Below are 15,794 nucleotides of genomic sequence, written 5' to 3'. Positions count from 1 at the left end.
AGGGCAGGAGGTCCCCCATGTCCGAAGCCAGGCTCGAGTCCGCCATCCCGGTCCTCCCCGTAAAGGACGTGCCCAACGCCGTCGCGTTCTACCGCGAGCGCCTGGGCTTCGCGCCGCGCTTCGAGTACGGCCCCTACGCGGGCGTCGCGCGCGGGCCGATCGAGGTGCATCTCGACGGCGGCGCGCCGCCGTCACCGATCCGTGTTCGTTTCGCGGTGAGCGGGATCGACGGGCTGTATGCCGAGCTCGAGCAGCAGGGCGTGATCCATCCCGCCGAGCCGCTCGAGACCCAGCCCTGGGGCATGCGTCAGTTCAGCGCGCTCGACGCGGACGGGAACCGACTCACCTTCGCCGAGCCCGCCCAGCCCGAGGCCGGGTCCGAGCCCGCGAAGCGGCGCTTCGCGATCCTGTTCACGCACGTCGACGGCGAGCTCCAGAAGCTCAGGAAAGAAGACGTGCCGCGGCTGATGGAGCGCCACCGGCTGTGGCAGGCCGAGACCGACGCGCAGGAGCGCTCTTCGCTGGTCTACTTCGCGCCCGCAGCGCAGGCACGCACGGTGCGGCTCCACCCGGACGACCGCCTCTCGGTCGAGCCGGGCGGGTTCGCCGGCGGGAAGGAGGCGCTCGGGGGCTTCACGATCGTCGAGGCCGAGTCGACCGACGAGGCCGTCGAGATCGCCCGGCGCCACCGCTGGATGGTCGGCTCGAACGAGGTGCGCGAGATCCAGGCGCCGCCGGGCGCGAAGACCTGGATCCGCTCGCGCTAGCGCAGCCGCTCTTCGAGCTCCTGCCACGACAGGCCGAAACGCGCGAGATACTTGCGCAGGCGGTCGGCGTCGTTGGTCTTCGAGCGCTGCGCGCGAGACACTGCGAACAGGCGGCGTCCGGCTTCGGACAAGGTGCGTGACTCGGCGCAGACGCGCAGGACCGCGGAGAGCTGCGCCGAGTCGAACAGGTCGAGCCCGGCGCGCTGCTGCGGGCCGAGCACGCGCGCGACCTCGTCCTCGGCGGCATGGCCGCCGCCGGACCAGGCGGCGCGCAGCCGGCCGAGCTCCTCCTCGACCACGGGCTCGTCGATGCGGCCGCCACGGGCGAGCGTGGCCATGCGCACGAGCGCGGCGTTGAAGTCACGGAAGTTGCCGGGCCAGGCCGAGCTCGGGTCGGTCGCGAAGGCCAGGAACTTCTGCCGCGCCTCGCGGTTGAAGGTGACTCGCGCGCCCGTGCGCGCGGCCCACTGCTCGAGCTCGTAGTCGAGATTCGGCTCCACGTCTTCGGGCCGGGCGCGCAGCGGCGGCAGCGTGAAGGTCCACAGGTCGATGCGCGTCAGCAGGTCTTCGCGGAAGCCGCCCTGGCGCACCGCCTCGCGCAGGTCGCGGTTCGTGCCGGCGATCAGCTGGAAGTCACTCTTCGCCTCCTTCTCGCTGCCGAGCGGCAGGAAGCGCTTCTCCTCGATCGCGCGCAGGAGCATGGCCTGCTCGTCGGGCCCGAGCTCGCCGATCTCGTCCAAAAACAACACGCCCCCGTCGGCCGCGCGCAGCAGCCCCGGCCGGTCCTGCATGGCGCCGGTGAACGCGCCCTTCACGTGACCGAACAGCGCCGACGTGGCGGCGTCGCCGCGCAGGGTCGCGCAGTTCACCTCGACGAAGCGGCCGGTCACCTGGCGCCGCGACTGCTTCAGCGCGTGGATGCGCTGCGCGAGCTGTGACTTGCCGGCGCCGGTCGGCCCCATGAGCAGGATCGGCGCGGTGGAGGCGATGGCGACGCGCTCGATGCGCTCGACCAGCGCGTTGAAGGCGGCGTTGCGCGTCGCGATGCCCGACTTCAGGAACGAGAGACTCTCGGCCTGCTCGCGCGAGAAGCGCGAGGCCAGCCGGTCGTACTTCGACAGATCGAGGTCGATGATCGTGTACGAGCCCGGCCCCTGGCGCGCGCCGCGCGCGGGCGGCGCGGTCTGCAGCAGGCGCCCCGGGATGTGGCGTGTCTCGGTCAGCAGAAACAGGCAGATCTGCGCCACGTGCGTGCCCGTGGTCACGTGCACGAGATACTCCTCGTCCTCGGGCGCGAAGCGGTAGGCGCGCGCGAAGTCGTGCAGCGCGCCGTACACCTCCTCGAAGTCCCAGGGGTCGCGGAGCCCGAGCTCGTGCACGCGCAGCTCGGTCTCGGGCGAGGCGGTCGCGATGTCGGCGGTGACCTGGCGCGCGAGGCTCGCGAAGCGCCGCTCCGAGAACAGCTCGAAGCGCGCGATCGCCAGGTCCGGGTGCCGGCACAGGTCGACGCTGGGCCGCCAGCGCTCCCAGCGCGCCGACCCGCGCGGCGCGTCGAGCTGCGTTCCCAGGAACCCGATCGCGACGGTGCGGGCCATGGATGCGATAATTATAGCTAGTCATCTAGCGGATCAGCTAGACTGAGGACCGTGTGGGGCCCGGATTGCTAGCCCGGGGCCTGGCACGCGGGGTGCTCTAGAGCCCCGCCAAAACCGCGATAAAGAGAAGAGAGCGGAACGGCCGGCCGGGGCGATCTCGACACCCGCCCCGGCCGGCCCAGACCGGAGAGAGACAATGGCTAGCGACCTCCCCTACGAGACCTTCCAGCCGGACGGCGGCGTGCCCGTGAAGTCGTGGACACGCGGCGTCCCGTTCGAGCCTTCCGCGCGCAAGCAGCTCGAGAACATCGCGCGCCTGCCGTTCATCCACCGCTGGGTCGCCGCCATGCCCGACGTGCACTGGGGCATCGGCGCGACCGTGGGCAGCGTGATCGCGACTCACGGCGCCGTGGTGCCGGCGGCGGTGGGCGTGGACATCGGCTGCGGCATGATGGCCGTGCGCACGACGCTGGGCGCGAGTGACCTGCCGGACGGCCTGCGCGAGCTGCGCAGCCAGATCGAGCACGCGGTGCCGCACGGCCTCAGCAAGGCGCGCGGCCGCCGCGACAAGGGCTCGTGGGGCACGCCGCCCGCCGACGCCGACGCCGAGTGGCAAAGGCTCGCGCCGCGTTTCGACGCGATCACGGCCAAGCACGGCAAGATCAAGAACTCGAATCACCGCGTGCACCTGGGCACGCTGGGCACGGGGAATCACTTCATCGAGGTGTGTCTCGACGGCGAGCAGCGCGTGTGGGTGATGCTGCACTCCGGCTCGCGCGGCGTGGGCAACGCGATCGGCCGCTACTTCATCGAGCTGGCCAAGAACGACATGGGCGAGCGCCTGGGCTCGCTGCCGGACAAGGACCTGGCCTGGTTCGACGACGGCAGCACTCACTTCGCCGACTACGTGGAGGCGGTGAGCTGGGCGCAGGACTTCGCGCTCGCGAACCGCCGGCTGATGATGAAGCACGTGCTCGAGGCGCTCGGGCGCACGCCGGGGGTCCGCCCGTTCCAGGCCACCGACGTGGCCGTGAACTGCCACCACAACTACGTGGCGCGCGAGACTCACTACGGGAAGGACGTGCTCGTGACCCGCAAGGGCGCGGTGCGCGCGCAGCGCGGCGACCTGGGCATCATTCCCGGCAGCATGGGCACGCGCTCGTACATCGTGCGCGGCAAGGGCAACCCGGAGAGCTTCATGAGCTGCAGTCACGGCGCGGGCCGCGCCATGGGCCGCGGCGAGGCGAAGCGCCGCTTCAGCCTGGCCGACCACGTGGAGGCCACGGCGGGCGTGGAGTGCCGCAAGGACGCCGGCGTGATCGACGAGACCCCGGGCGCCTACAAGCCGATCGACGCGGTCATGGAGGCGCAGAAGGACCTCGTGGACGTCGTGTACGAGCTCCGCCAGGTCGTTTGCGTGAAGGGCTGAGTCATGCTGTCGATCGACGGCTCCCAGGGCGAGGGCGGCGGCCAGATCCTGCGCAGCGCGCTCGCGCTGGCGCTGATCACCGGCACGCCGTTCCGCATCGACAAGATCCGCGCGGGCCGCAAGAAGCCGGGCTTGCTCCGGCAACACCTGGCCGCGCTGCGCGCGGCGGTCGAGATCGGCCAGGCCGAGGCGGGTGACCCGCAGCTCGGCGCCGAGTCACTCGAGTTCCGCCCGGGCCGGGTGAAGCCGGGGGAGTACCGCTTTGCGGTGGCCACCGCCGGCAGCGCCTGCCTCGTGGTGCAGACCGTGCTGCCGCCGCTCCTGCTGGCCGACGGGCCCTCGCGGCTTGTGGTCGAAGGCGGGACTCACAATCCGGCTGCTCCCCCCTGGGACTACCTGGCGCGCGTGTTCTTTCCGCTGCTGGAGCGGATGGGGCCGCGCGTGCGCACCTCGCTCGAACGCCACGGGTTCTATCCCGCGGGCGGCGGCCGGCTTTGCGTCGAGATCGAGCCCGTCCCGAAGCTGCGCGGCTTCGAGCTCACCCAGCGCGGCGCGCTCGTGACTCGCCGCGCGCGCGCGATCCTGTCCCATCTGCCGCGCGAGATCGGCGAGCGCGAGCTGGAGACGCTGCGCAGAAAGCTGTCCGACTTCGAAGGCGCCTGCGCGGTCGAGCACGTGGACAGCCCGGGCCCGGGCAACGCGCTCCTGGTCGAGCTCGAGTGCGAGCACGTGACCGAGCTGTTCGCGAGCTTCGGCGAGCGCGGCCTGCGCGCGCACGTGGTCGCGGAGCGCGCCGTGGAGCAGGTGCGCGACTATCTCATGCGCGACGTGCCGGTGGGCCCGCAGCTCGCCGACCAGCTCGTGCTGCCGCTCGCGCTCGCGGGCGAAGGCGAGTTCCGCACCGGCCCGCTCACGCCGCACGCGTACACCAACCTCGACGTGGTGCAGCGCTTCCTGCCCGCACGCGCTCTGGTGAGTCCGGTGACGGGCGGCGGCTTCGCGCTGCGCTTCAGCTAGTCCAGGCCAGGCGTCCGCCGCGCGCCGCGAGCCGCAGGCGAGCGAACGTCAAGTCAGTCGCGAGAGCCAGTCGTTGGCGAAGCGCTCGATCGCGTCGAGCGGCGGCGCGCCCAGCGCCATGAGCGGCACGATCAGGCGACTCACTCCCAGGTCGCGGTAGCGCTTCACGGCGTCCACGCCCTCCGCGGCGGGGATCCACATGCACGAGACCTCGACCGTCTTCGGATCGCGGCCGGCGCGCGCGCAGGCCGCGGCAAGCTCCTTCAGCATGGGCTCGAGCTGCGCCACGCTGGCCGTCGGCGCATACCAGCCGTCGCCGTGCTTCGCCACGCGCTCGAACGCCTTGCCCTTCGAGCCGCCGATCACGATCGGCACGCCGGGCTTCTGCTCGGGCAGGGGATGGCTCTTGAAGCCGCTCCAGCGGATGAAGTCGCTCCGGTGCTCGACCACGTTGCCCGACCACGCCTTGCGCAGCGCGACCACGTAGTCGTCGAAGCGCTCTCCGCGGCGCTCGAACGGCACGCCGAGCGCCTCGAACTCCTCGCGCAGCCAGCCGATGCCGAGCCCCAGCATGAGCCGGCCGTGCGACACGAAGTCCAGGCTCGCGGCCTGCTTGGCGAGATACAGCGGGTTGGTCTGCGGCAGGATGTTGACGCCGGTGCCCAGGCGGATGCGCTGGGTGCGCGCCGCGATCGCGGTCAGCGCGACCAGCGGGTCGACGAAGTTCGTCTCGGGAGTCACTCCCATCTTGCCGTCGGCGCTGTAGGGATACTTGGAGCGATAGTCGATCGGCACGACCACGTGCTCGAACGTCCAGACCGACTCGATGCCGACCTGCTCGGCCTTCTCGGCGATGGCCAGCATGGGCTCGACCGACGGCACGCCGATGTTCACGGGAATGAGACCGACCTTCATTGCGGGGACCTCCGGGGCGTCAGTCTACGACGCGAGCTCGATCGCGATCCACCAGCGGCGGGTCTCGCCGGGCGAGAGCAGCCCGTGCGTGCCGCGCGCTCGCGCGCGCTCCAGCTCGTCGTCGTCGCCGACCCCGGGCTCGAGCGCCAGGTTGAAGTACGGCGCCGTGCCCGCGCCGGACCAGCGCGCGTAGTTCTGCCAGAGGCCCACGAACGGGAGCTGTGCGGGGTCGAAGCGCATGCGCAGCGCCTCCCGGCCGTCGCCAGCCAGGAGTGCGGCCTCGCCGCGAGTCACCGGGACGAAGCGCTTGCCGCCCTCCGGCCGGAAGCCCGGCGCGCCCGGGTCCGGGACCACACCGATCGGTGTCGCGAACGGCACCTCGATGCGCATGCCGGGCTCGATCGCGAACAGCGCGTGCAGGCAGTACACGAACGGGAGCTCGCGCGCGTCCTCGCTCGTGAGCGTGTACTCGAGCTCGACCCGGGGCGCGCGCGGCGCGAGCCGCAGCAGGCGCTCGAGCCCGTAGCAGCGGGCCGGGCCGCCGCGCACGGAGAGGGCGAGCTCGGACTCCGTGGCCCGCGCCACGGTCCACGGCCGCGACCAGAGCTCGCCGTGCACGGCCGGGAAACACTCGTCGATCCCGCCCGTGTCGTGCCGTGCGACGTACGACTCACCGGGCCTCGCCGGCCGGCGCTCGAGGAACGGGTTGGTCCACAGCCACTCCCGGCCCGTGAGCCGATCGCGCAGGCTCGTGATCTTCCCGCCGAGCTCGGGCATGACTTCGAGCGAGAGCGCGGCGTTCTCGAGCCGGATGCGGCTCAGGACAGGAATCCGCCGTCCACGGTGAAGCTGGCGCCGGTCACGAAGCCCGCTTCGGGGCCGACGAGATAGGCGACCATGCTCGCAACGTCGGCCGGCTGGCCGTAGCGCGGCAGCGCCATGAGCCGCTTCAGCGACTCGGCGAAGTCGCCTTGGGCGGGGTTCATCTCGGTGTCGATCGGGCCGGGCTGCACGTTGTTCACCGTGATGCCGCGCGGGCCGAGATCGCGCGCCAACCCCTTGGTGAGGCCGACGATCGCGGCCTTGGTCATGGCGTACACGGCACCGCCCGCAAACGGCATGCGCTCGGCGTTCACGCTGCCGATCGTGACGATCCGCCCGCCCTCGCGCAGGTGGCGCGCCGCGGCCTGCGCGGCCGCGAACGCGGAGCGCACGTTGATCGCCACCATGCGGTCGAAGTCGGCGAGCGTGAACTTCTCGAGTGACTCGACGATGGCGATGCCGGCGTTGTTCACCAGCACGTCGAGCCGGCCCAGCGCGCGCGCGACCTCGTCGACCGCTGCCTGCACGGCCGCGGGGTCCGCCGCGTCGGCGCGCAACGCGAGCGCGCGGCCCCCCGCTTCGCGCACCGCGCGCGTCACCTCTTCCGCGCGCTGCGGCGAGGCCGCGTACGTGATCGCCACGTCGGCGCCCTCGCGCGCGAGCCGCGTCGCGATCGCCGCGCCGATCCCGCGCGAAGCCCCAGTCACCAGCGCCACCTTCCCGCTCAGCGTCCCCATGCCAGCGCTTCCCAAAGCCCGTCAGCTCATGTGGCCCCGGCGCGGGGCTCGAGCTTGAAGAACCAGGCCCCGCCCGAAGACACCCGGGCAGCCTGCGGATACTTCGCGACGGCGACCTGACCCAGCTTGGTTCGGGTCTCCTCGTCCTGTACACGCACGAGTGTCACCGGATAGCGCTTGCCCGAGATGCGCACGATCGCCTGGCCGTTCTGGTCGGCCTTCTTGTACCAGGTCTTGCCCGGCGGCTGGGTCAAGCTGCACGGGATGTACGCCACACCCTCGTTCACGAGCACCCAGGTGGTGCGCGAGGCGCTCTCGTAGGCGAGCTGCATCTCCACCTCCTGCACGTCTTTGGCGAAGTTCCAGTCCGCCGGAGGCTGCGAGACCCACTCGCCGGCCTGCAGTGACCCGCCGGGAATCGGCCCCAGGGGGCCGTCGTGGAAGCGCGCGCCGACGAACACGGCTCCGATGGCGACGACCAGGACGACGAGAAGGATCACGAGGCCTTTCACGATCCGACCGAGCATCACGAGTCTCCTCCGCGCCGAAGGGGCGCGATCGTGGTGGTGAGAGCGAGCATATCGCGGGCGCAGGAGAAATGGACTCCGGCGGCGCCGACTCCGGCAGCCAGGGCGAGCCCAGACCACACCGGCCGGGAGCAGCACTCACTCCCCCGTGGCGGCGGCGGTCAGCCGCTCGCGCGACCAGACCGTGAACGCAGTCACCACCGATGCCATCACCGCTGCCGCCGCCACCAGCGCGTGCTCCGGCCCGAACCAGGTCACGAGATAGCCGCAGAACAGCGCGCCGATCGGCCCCGCGCCCAGGAGCGAGAACGAGAAGAAGCTCATGACTCGCCCCGCCTGCCCCGGCGGGGCGTCCTCCTGCATGATCGTGCGCGCCATGCTCATCGCGAGCCCGCCGCACATGCCCCACAGGTAGATCAGCGCGGTCGTGAGCGGGAACTCGAAGCCCATGCCGATCAGCGCGAGCACGGCGGCGCCGACCGCCTGGGCGCGGATCAGCGCGCGGCGCCGGTGCTTCACGTCGCCCACGCGCATCAGCGCAACCACCGTGGTGAGCAGCCCGAGTGAGTTGGCGGCGTTCAGGAGCCCCAGATCCGCCGAGGAGCCGTGATAGCGCTCGCGCACGAGCAGCGGCACGGTCACGATGTACGAGCCCATGAAGCACACGCCCATGGCCACGTTCTGCAGCACGACCATGCGCATCTCGGGCGCGGCCCACACGGTGCGCGCGCCTTCGGCGACCGACGCGAACAAGTCGCGCAGCCAGTGCGCGTCCTCCGCGCGCGGCGGATGATCGGCGCGCACGCGCGCCAGCACGAGCGCCCCCAGCCCCAGCGCCGCGATCTGCAAGGCCAGGATCGGGTACGCCCCGACGGCATCCGCGCGCGACGCCAGCAGGAACCCCGCGATCTGCGCGCCGAACTGCACGAAGCTCGCGCGGATCACCGTCTGCTGGATGCCGGTCTCGGCCACGTCGTTCAAGAGTGAGTCGCGCGCGGGAGTCACGAAGGCCTGCGCCAGACCCATCGCCACCGCGTACGCGAGCATCGCGCCGAAGCGCAGCGTGCCGGTCGCGAGCAGCCCCACGAGAAACAGGGGTGGCAGGAGCGCGAGACTCTGCGCGAGCACGGCGATGCGCCGGCCGCCGAAGTGATCGGCGAAGCTGCCGCCCACCAGCATCAAGAGCGACGCCGGCACGAGCAGAGCCATCTGCGCCAGACCGACCATGCGCGGCTCTTCGTGCAGCACCATGGTCACGAGCCACGCGAACAGCACGGAATGGATCCCGAACGCGAGGAACCACGAGCTCGTGCCGAGGAGATAGAGCCGCAGCGGTTTCAGGGGCGCGAGTCTAGCGCGCCGCGTCGCGGGCCTGCTGGCGCCTCAGGCCGCCTTGCCGGCCGCGATGTCCGCGGCCAGCTTGAGTGCGTCTTCCAGGCTCCCGCAGTCGTAGGTCGACAGGCCGCCGTCGCTGGCGCTCTTCGACCAGCGCTTCGCGCCCATCTTGGCCACCGTGCTCGAGCCGTGCGCGTTCACGATCGCGCGCACGCCCGCGCGCTTGGCGAGAAACACGCCGCGGTCGTTGATCCACGCCAGGTCGGCCTGCGAAGGCACGCCGGGGTTGCGGGTCAGATCCACGATCCAGGTCAAGACGCCGAGGCGTCCTGCCTCGGCCATGGCCTTTTCCAGTGCCTCGCGGAAGTGCGGCGTGCACAGCGAATGCCAGCCGCCGACCAGCGCACGCTCGCCCGGGTGGTGGTCGACGCTGATGGTGCCTTCCATGGTGAACAGGTTGCGCTCTGGCACTGGAGTCACTCCGCTCGGGTCAATCGGTCCCGTCGGGATCGGCAGGGCCGCAAGCCGGCTTTACGCCAGCGGGAGTCACTTCCCCCACGATGAGACGGCATTCACCGACCGCCGCGGACAAATCCGCCGGCGCCGCCGAGTCGTATCTGACAGGTCGGCACATTTGCGCCAAGGAGAACCATGCGTAGTCTTGCATTCACGACCGTGTCTCTTGCCGCCCTCGGACTGATCGCGGCACCCGCCCAGGCCGGCATGGGCGTGCACAAGCAGAAGGACGACAACCGGCTGGTCCTGGCCTTCCACGCGATGTACGGCGTCGACGGGCCTTTCGTTGGCGATACGAACCCGGTACGGGGCATCCCGGGCGACGAGGCGCCGTGGGTGGTGAAGTCGGTCCATGGCTCGCTCACCGCTTCGGGCCATCTCGTGGTCCAGGTGCGCGGGCTCGTGTTCAAGGACGACCCGTCGGTTCCGCCCGAGCTGCGCGGCAAGAACGACGAGACCGAGTTCCGTGCGCTCGTGAGCTGCGTGACCGAGGGCACGACCGACACGCCCACCCAGAACGTCGAGACGCTCACGGGCTTCAAGACCGGCCCGCAGGGCAACGCGAACATCAACGCCCGGCTCACCCTGCCCAATCCGTGCGTCGAGCCGATCGTGATGATCCTCGCGGGCTCCGAGGAGAAGTGGTTCGCGATGACCGGCTTCGAGACGGAAGGCAGCGACGACTGACTCGCCTCTGGTCCGAGGGAAGGGACCCGAGCCGAGCGCACCGCAGCTCCTCGATCTGGCGGCGAGCATCGGCCGCCTGCATCGGCTCCGGGCGCTCGGCTCTCTTCTCAGATCGCGGGCACGTTCATGACTTCGCGCACCTCGATCGCGCCCCAGGCGGCGTGCGGGCAGCGCGCGGCCAGCTCGAGCGCGGCCCTGCGATCGGGCACGGCGACCAGCGCGTAGCCGCCCACGATCTCCTTGGTCTCGGCGAACGGACCGTCGGTCACGACGGCCTTCCCGGCGTGGATCTCGACCCGGCGGCCCGGCGGGTCTTTCGCCAGACCCGCGCACTCCACGTAGACCTTGTCGCGCTTCAGTGACTCGGTCCACTTCATCATCTGGTCGTATTTCGAGCCGTCGGGGTCGGTGAGCTTCCCGTCCTCGAGAAACACGAGCAGGAAGCGCGTGCCCGGCGCCGGCGGCGGGTCGCCGACCTCGCGCATGGCCTGGTGCAGCCCGACCGTGCCGGCGCGCGCGTGCGGACAACGCTTCGCCAGCTCGAGCGCCTCGGCGGCGTCCTTGGCGTCGACCAAGAAATAGCCGCCGATCACCTCCTTGCTCTCGGCGAACGGGCCATCGGTGACTTCGCGGCGCGCGCCGGAGAGGCGCAGGCGCGCGCCTTGCGCCTCGGGCATGAGCGGCGCGCCGCCGCGCATCTTGCCGGCCGCAGTCAGCTCGCCGGCGTACTTGCCCATCTCGGGCATGGTCACGTTCTCGCGTGCGGCCTGGCCGCGCGGATGCAGGATCAGGAGCATGTATTCCATGGCTTTCTCCTCTCGAATCACTCGTGTGGGGTGCGCACCTGGCGCACCTCGACGCTGCCCCAGCGCGCGTGCGGCACGCGCCCGGCGAGCTCCAGCGCAGCCGCCCGCGAGGCCACCCGCATGAGCGCGAAGCCGGCCACGACCTCCTTGGTCTCGGCGAACGGCCCGTCGACGACGAGTGTCTGTGCCTCGCGCTGCTCGACGAACGCGGGGGGTGTCTCGCGCGGCAGGCGCCCGCCGGCCACGTGCACCCCCTCGCGTTTGCGGTCGAGCGTGAAGGCGCGCATCTCCGCGATGCGAGGGGCGACCGGTCCGGCGTCACTGGGATCGCTGCGGTAGAGAAAGGCGTAGAGCTCGCCCTGCCCTTCGCGCTGGAGCCACGGGTCGCGCGCCAGGGCGCGCACTTCGATCACGCCCGCGCGCGCCCAGGGGCAGCGCTTGGCGATCTCGATCGCAGCGGCGCGGTCGGCCACGTCGATCAGGTAGCAGCCGCCGACGACCTCGCGCGGCTCCTCGAACGGGCCGCTCGTGACCAGCGTGGCTCCGCGGCGCACGCGCAAGCGCGCCCCTTCGGCCTCCGAGGCGAAAGGTCCCGCTGCCGTGACCAGCACGCCCTCCGCCTCGAGCTCGCGCGCGAAGCGCAGCATCTCGTCCACGGCTACCGGCGAACGCTGGCCCTCGTCTCGGCGGTCCTCGACCAAGAGCAAGAACTCCACTTCGGCTTCCTCCTGCCCGTACGACGCGCGAGGGTCCGGGAAAACGACGCCGCGCCCGAAGAAATGTATTCTGCGCCCCGAATTCGCCGGAGGGGTGCGCGATGTCGGAAAGCCTGCTCGAGCTCCTGGCCCAGCGCCGTGGCGAAAGCTTCGCCCTGCACGAGCGCTACCTGAACACGCAGCACGCGCGCGTGCTGCGCACCATCGGCTTCGACCGCCGCTACGTGCGCGCCCAGGGTCCGTACCTGTGGGACGACGAGGGCAACCGCTATCTCGACCTGTTGTCGGGCTACGGCGTGTTCGCGGTGGGCCGCAACCACCCGGCGATCGTCGGCGCGCTGCGCGAGGTGCTGGAGGGCGAGCTGCCGAGCCTGGTGCAGATGGACGTGTCCCTGCTCGCGGGCATCCTGGCCGAGAGACTCGTGCCGACCTTCCCCGGCGGGCTGGACAAGGTGTTCTTCTGCAACTCGGGCGCCGAGGCGGTCGAAGCCGCGATCAAGTTCGCCCGCTACGCCACGCGCCGCGAAGGCATCGTGTACTGCGACCACGCCTTCCACGGACTCACCATGGGCGCGGTGTCACTGAACGGCGACGACATCTTCCAGGAAGGCTTCGGGCCCATGCTGCCCGGCTGCCACCGGATCCCGTTCAACGACCTGCAGGCGCTGGAGCATGCGCTCGCCAAGCGCGACGTCGCGGCGTTCATCGTCGAGCCGATCCAGGGTCACGGCGTGCACGTGGCGCACCCCGAGTATCTGCGCGAAGCCGGCCGCCTGTGCCGCCAGCACGGCACGCTGTTCGTGGCCGACGAGGTGCAGACGGGCCTCGGCCGCACCGGCCGCATGTGGGCGGTGGAGCACTGGGGCGCGGAGCCCGACATGCTGCTGATGGCGAAGGCGCTGTCCGGCGGCTTCGTGCCCGTGGGCGCGGTGGGCATGCGGCGCGACGTGTTCGACGCGCTGTTCAGCTCCATGGTGCGCGCACCCGTGCACGGCTCGACCTTCTCGAAGAACAATCTGGCCATGGCTGCGGGCATCGCGACCCTGCGCGTGCTGAAGGAGGAGAACCTGGTCGAGCACGCCGCGAAGCTCGGCGAGTCACTCATCGCCGACCTGCGCCAGCTGGTCGACAAGCACGAGTTCCTGCACCACGTGCGCGGCAAGGGCATGATGATCGCGCTCGAGTTCGGCGAGCCGAAGAGCCTCTCGCTGCGTGCCGCCTGGAAGCTGCTCGAAGCCGCCCAGCCCGGCCTGTTCAGCCAGATGATCACGATCCCGCTGTTCAAGAAGCACCGCATCCTGTCGCAGGTCGCGGGTCACGGCTGCAACGTGGTGAAGTTCCTGCCGCCGCTCGTGATCGGCGAAGACGACCGGCGCTGGATCCGCGCCTCGTGCGACGAGGTCATCGCCGACACGCACAAAGTGCCGGGCTCGATCTGGGATCTGGGCAAGACACTCGCCGCGCACGCGATCAAAGCGCGCCGCGCGTCGTAGTCGTCAGGCCGGGGCCGGCCAGGGGCGGATCAGCCCGACCGCCCCGAGCGCCCAGCCGTCAAGCGCCAACCGGGGTGGCGCAGGAACTCGACGTAGAACCGCACCTTGCCCAGGGGCTGGACCTCGTGCGGGATCTCGGGCTCCACGATGCCGGGTAACAAAGGCGAGAGCGTGTGCTCTTCGGGCGGTTCGAGAATCCGGTAGCGGAGAGAGCCTTCGAGGACGCAGATACGTCCCCACACGCCGGCTTTCGTGGTGTGCCGGTGGCGCAGGCCGTCAGGGAGCGTCGCTTCGGAGAACTCTCGGGTTCGCTGATAGGGAACGACGTCCGGTGGCAGGCTCTTCACGTAAGACTATCTCGGCCGGCTTGGATCGAGGCGGGGTTCTCGATCGGGCGTGTGAGGTCCATTGTAGTCATCGCGCCAGCTCGCGCAGCCTCCGCTCGAGATAGGCTCGTTCGGGCGCTGTCGCCGCGCTCGCCAGCGCGGCGCGGAACGCCTCGACCGCTTCACGGCCCCGGCCCGCGCGGCGCAGCAGATCGGCGCGGGCCATGAGATACGGCGGGTAGCTCACGAGTGACTCGGCCAGCTCCGGCGCGTCGAGCAGCGCGAGCCCCGATTCGGGGCCGTCGGCGAGCGCGATCGCCACGGCTCGGTTCAGCTCGATCACCGGCGAGGGCTGCAGCCGGAGCAAGTGACCGTAGAGCGCCGCGATCGCGCGCCAGTCGATCGCGGCGAAGCTCGCGGCCGCGACGTGGTGCGCGGCGATGCCCGCCTGAAGCGCGTAGGGCCCTGACGCCTCGGGCGGGCCGAGTGCGGCCGCCAGCGACCTCCCTTCCGCGATCTGCGCGTGGTCCCAGCGCGTGCGGTCCTGCTCCTCGAGCGGCACGCCTGCGCCCGAGGCGTCGACGCGCGCATCGCGGCGCGCGTCGTGCAGCAGCATGAGCGCGAGCAGCCCGCGCACCTCCGCATCGCCCGGCATGAGCTCGGCCAGCACGCGGCCCAGGCGGATCGCCTCGGCGGCCAGCTCGCGCCGCACCAACGCGTCACCGGCGCTCGCCGCGTAGCCCTCGTTGAAGATCAGATACAGCACGGCCAGCACGGCCTCCCGCCGCTCGGGCAGTGACTCGAGCTCGGGCACGCGGTAGGCCACGCCGGCCTCGCGCAGCTTGGCTTTCGCGCGCACCAGCCGCCGCGCCATCGCGCTCTCGTCGACCAGGAACGCGCGCGCGATCTCCGCGGTCGACAGACCCCCGAGCGTGCGCAGAGTGAGTGCGACCTGCGCCGGCTGCGCCAGCGCGGGGTGGCAGCAGGTGAAGATCAGGCGCAAGCGCTCGTCGGGAATGTCCTCGGGCTCCACGGGCTCCTGCTCGTGGGCCGTGAGCTCCGCCTCGAGCTCGAGCGCATGCTGCTTGTCCAGGCGCGTCGCGCGCCGGCGCAGGCGGTCGAGCGCCTTGCGCCGGGCCGCGGTCAAGAGCCACGCGCCCGGCCGGCGTGGCACGCCGTCGGCGGGCCAGCGCTCGAGCGCGGTCGCGACCGCGTCGGCGAACGCGTCCTCGGCGAGATCCAGGTCGCGAAGCTCCGCGAGCAGCGCGCCGAGCACCACGCCCGACTCCGCGCGAAACACTCGCTCGAGGACCGCCCGGCTCTCGTCCACGCGCGCGAGCTTATGCCCTCACGGCCGACACCTCCACGTGTACGACGCGCGAAGTGAATCGAGGACGACGGTCAGAACATCGCGATCGGGTTCACCGGCGAGGCCGTGCCGCGGAACAGGATCAGCGGCGCCACGGTCAGCAGGAACTCCCAGCGCTTCTCCTCGGCGCAGGCCTTCGCCAGGGGCTCGAGCTCCAGGTTGTCGAGCAGGTGGAGCCCCATGGCGGCGATCGCGACCGAGTGGATGGGCAGGTTCACGCCCTCGATGCGCGAGGGCACCACGTCCGACACGCCGTCGCAGCCGAGCGTCGCGACGCCGCGCTCGTGCAGCCACGGCAGACACGACGCGTCGAGGCCCGCACACTGCTGGCGCGGGTCCCACGGGCCGCGTTCCTTGCGCAGCGCCCAGCGGCCGGTGCGCACGAGCAGCACGTCGCCCGGCTCGACGCGCAGGCCCTGGCGCTTCTCGGCGTTCTCGAGCTCGTCGGGAAAGATCGGCGTGCCCGGCTCGAGATACTCGACCCCGTGGACGGCAGGCACGTCGATCAGCACGCCGCGCGAGACCACGCCGTCCTTCAGCTCGTGGATGCCCAGCTCGAGCGCGCCGTGCGCCGTGACCTTCTCGATCGGGTAGCCGTTGTAGAGCTTGCCGTCGTGGAAGATGTGGCAGAGCGCGTCGATGTGACTCGTGGCGAACCCGTGCGGCGCGATCGCGAAGTAGTCGCCGCCGTAGCCCTCGGTGCAGGTGCCGATCATGTGGTGCTGCACGGGGTTCGG

17 protein-coding genes are annotated in these 15,794 nt (G+C 71.2%); 5 read left to right on the top strand and 12 right to left on the bottom strand.

Annotated features, from left to right (window positions below):
- Positions 1–17: 17 nt before the first annotated feature.
- Positions 18–767 carry a VOC family protein gene (locus VMR86_15540; GenBank protein ID HTO08459.1) on the top strand — a complete coding sequence of 250 codons (750 nt, stop codon included), beginning with the start codon at positions 18–20 and terminating at the stop codon, positions 765–767.
- Here the strand turns inward: VMR86_15540 and rtcR are convergent.
- Positions 764–2,362 carry an RNA repair transcriptional activator RtcR gene (rtcR, locus tag VMR86_15535; protein ID HTO08458.1) on the bottom strand — a complete coding sequence of 533 codons (1,599 nt, stop codon included), beginning with the start codon at positions 2,360–2,362 and terminating at the stop codon, positions 764–766. The genes VMR86_15540 and rtcR overlap by 4 nt on opposite strands.
- Before the next feature lie 196 nt (positions 2,363–2,558).
- Here rtcR and VMR86_15530 point away from each other — a divergent pair, with 196 nt between their 5' ends.
- Together VMR86_15530 and rtcA are read left to right on the top strand one after the other, a co-directional pair.
- Complete coding sequence (locus VMR86_15530; protein HTO08457.1) at positions 2,559–3,791, top strand: RtcB family protein; 1,233 nt, start codon at positions 2,559–2,561, stop codon at positions 3,789–3,791.
- Positions 3,792–3,794: 3 nt separating this feature from the next.
- Positions 3,795–4,808 (top strand): RNA 3'-terminal phosphate cyclase, encoded by a 1,014-nt coding sequence (gene rtcA / locus VMR86_15525; protein HTO08456.1) that lies wholly within the window; start codon positions 3,795–3,797, stop codon positions 4,806–4,808.
- A gap of 48 nt (positions 4,809–4,856) precedes the next feature.
- Here the strand turns inward: rtcA and VMR86_15520 are convergent, their stop codons facing one another.
- From VMR86_15520 to VMR86_15495, 6 genes are all read right to left on the bottom strand, one after another.
- Entirely contained in the window at positions 4,857–5,723 is an 867-nt protein-coding gene (locus VMR86_15520) for an LLM class F420-dependent oxidoreductase (GenBank protein ID HTO08455.1), read from the bottom strand.
- Between the two features lie 24 nt (positions 5,724–5,747).
- A complete protein-coding gene (locus VMR86_15515) occupies positions 5,748–6,500 on the bottom strand; it encodes a hypothetical protein (GenBank protein ID HTO08454.1) in 753 nt (250 codons plus the stop codon).
- Positions 6,501–6,541: 41 nt separating this feature from the next.
- Positions 6,542–7,282: a 3-oxoacyl-ACP reductase family protein gene (locus tag VMR86_15510; protein HTO08453.1), complete on the bottom strand. Its 741-nt coding sequence runs from the start codon at positions 7,280–7,282 to the stop codon at positions 6,542–6,544.
- Positions 7,283–7,308: 26 nt separating this feature from the next.
- Complete coding sequence (locus tag VMR86_15505) at positions 7,309–7,809, bottom strand: hypothetical protein (protein ID HTO08452.1); 501 nt, start codon at positions 7,807–7,809, stop codon at positions 7,309–7,311.
- A 138-nt stretch (positions 7,810–7,947) separates the two neighbouring features.
- Entirely contained in the window at positions 7,948–9,141 is a 1,194-nt protein-coding gene (locus VMR86_15500) for an MFS transporter (GenBank protein ID HTO08451.1), read from the bottom strand.
- A 51-nt stretch (positions 9,142–9,192) separates the two neighbouring features.
- Complete coding sequence (locus VMR86_15495) at positions 9,193–9,624, bottom strand: hypothetical protein (GenBank protein HTO08450.1); 432 nt, start codon at positions 9,622–9,624, stop codon at positions 9,193–9,195.
- Positions 9,625–9,795: 171 nt separating this feature from the next.
- Between VMR86_15495 and VMR86_15490 the strand changes: the two genes are divergently transcribed.
- Positions 9,796–10,347 (top strand): hypothetical protein, encoded by a 552-nt coding sequence (locus VMR86_15490; GenBank protein ID HTO08449.1) that lies wholly within the window; start codon positions 9,796–9,798, stop codon positions 10,345–10,347.
- A gap of 107 nt (positions 10,348–10,454) precedes the next feature.
- Here VMR86_15490 and VMR86_15485 read toward each other — a convergent pair whose 3' ends face one another.
- Together VMR86_15485 and VMR86_15480 are read right to left on the bottom strand one after the other, a co-directional pair.
- Entirely contained in the window at positions 10,455–11,153 is a 699-nt protein-coding gene (locus VMR86_15485) for a YciI family protein (GenBank protein ID HTO08448.1), read from the bottom strand.
- Between the two features lie 17 nt (positions 11,154–11,170).
- Complete coding sequence (locus VMR86_15480; protein ID HTO08447.1) at positions 11,171–11,869, bottom strand: YciI family protein; 699 nt, start codon at positions 11,867–11,869, stop codon at positions 11,171–11,173.
- Between the two features lie 101 nt (positions 11,870–11,970).
- Here VMR86_15480 and VMR86_15475 point away from each other — a divergent pair, with 101 nt between their 5' ends.
- Positions 11,971–13,362, top strand: a complete 1,392-nt coding sequence (locus tag VMR86_15475; GenBank protein HTO08446.1) for an aspartate aminotransferase family protein — start codon at positions 11,971–11,973, stop codon at positions 13,360–13,362.
- Positions 13,363–13,391: 29 nt separating this feature from the next.
- Here the strand turns inward: VMR86_15475 and VMR86_15470 are convergent, their stop codons facing one another.
- The 3 genes from VMR86_15470 to VMR86_15460 form a co-directional block, all read right to left on the bottom strand.
- Positions 13,392–13,709: a DUF1971 domain-containing protein gene (locus VMR86_15470; protein HTO08445.1), complete on the bottom strand. Its 318-nt coding sequence runs from the start codon at positions 13,707–13,709 to the stop codon at positions 13,392–13,394.
- A gap of 67 nt (positions 13,710–13,776) precedes the next feature.
- Positions 13,777–15,018, bottom strand: a complete 1,242-nt coding sequence (locus VMR86_15465) for a sigma-70 family RNA polymerase sigma factor (GenBank protein HTO08444.1) — start codon at positions 15,016–15,018, stop codon at positions 13,777–13,779.
- A gap of 71 nt (positions 15,019–15,089) precedes the next feature.
- Positions 15,090–15,794: cyclase family protein (locus tag VMR86_15460; protein ID HTO08443.1), on the bottom strand; the 705-nt coding region annotated here is incomplete at its 5' end.

This window comes from Myxococcota bacterium (assembly GCA_035498015.1).
In the GTDB taxonomy this organism is placed as follows: domain Bacteria; phylum Myxococcota_A; class UBA9160; order SZUA-336; family SZUA-336; genus VGRW01.
The sequence above is the reverse complement of the archived record's forward strand: the minus strand, read 5'-3'. Positions and strand labels throughout refer to the sequence as shown.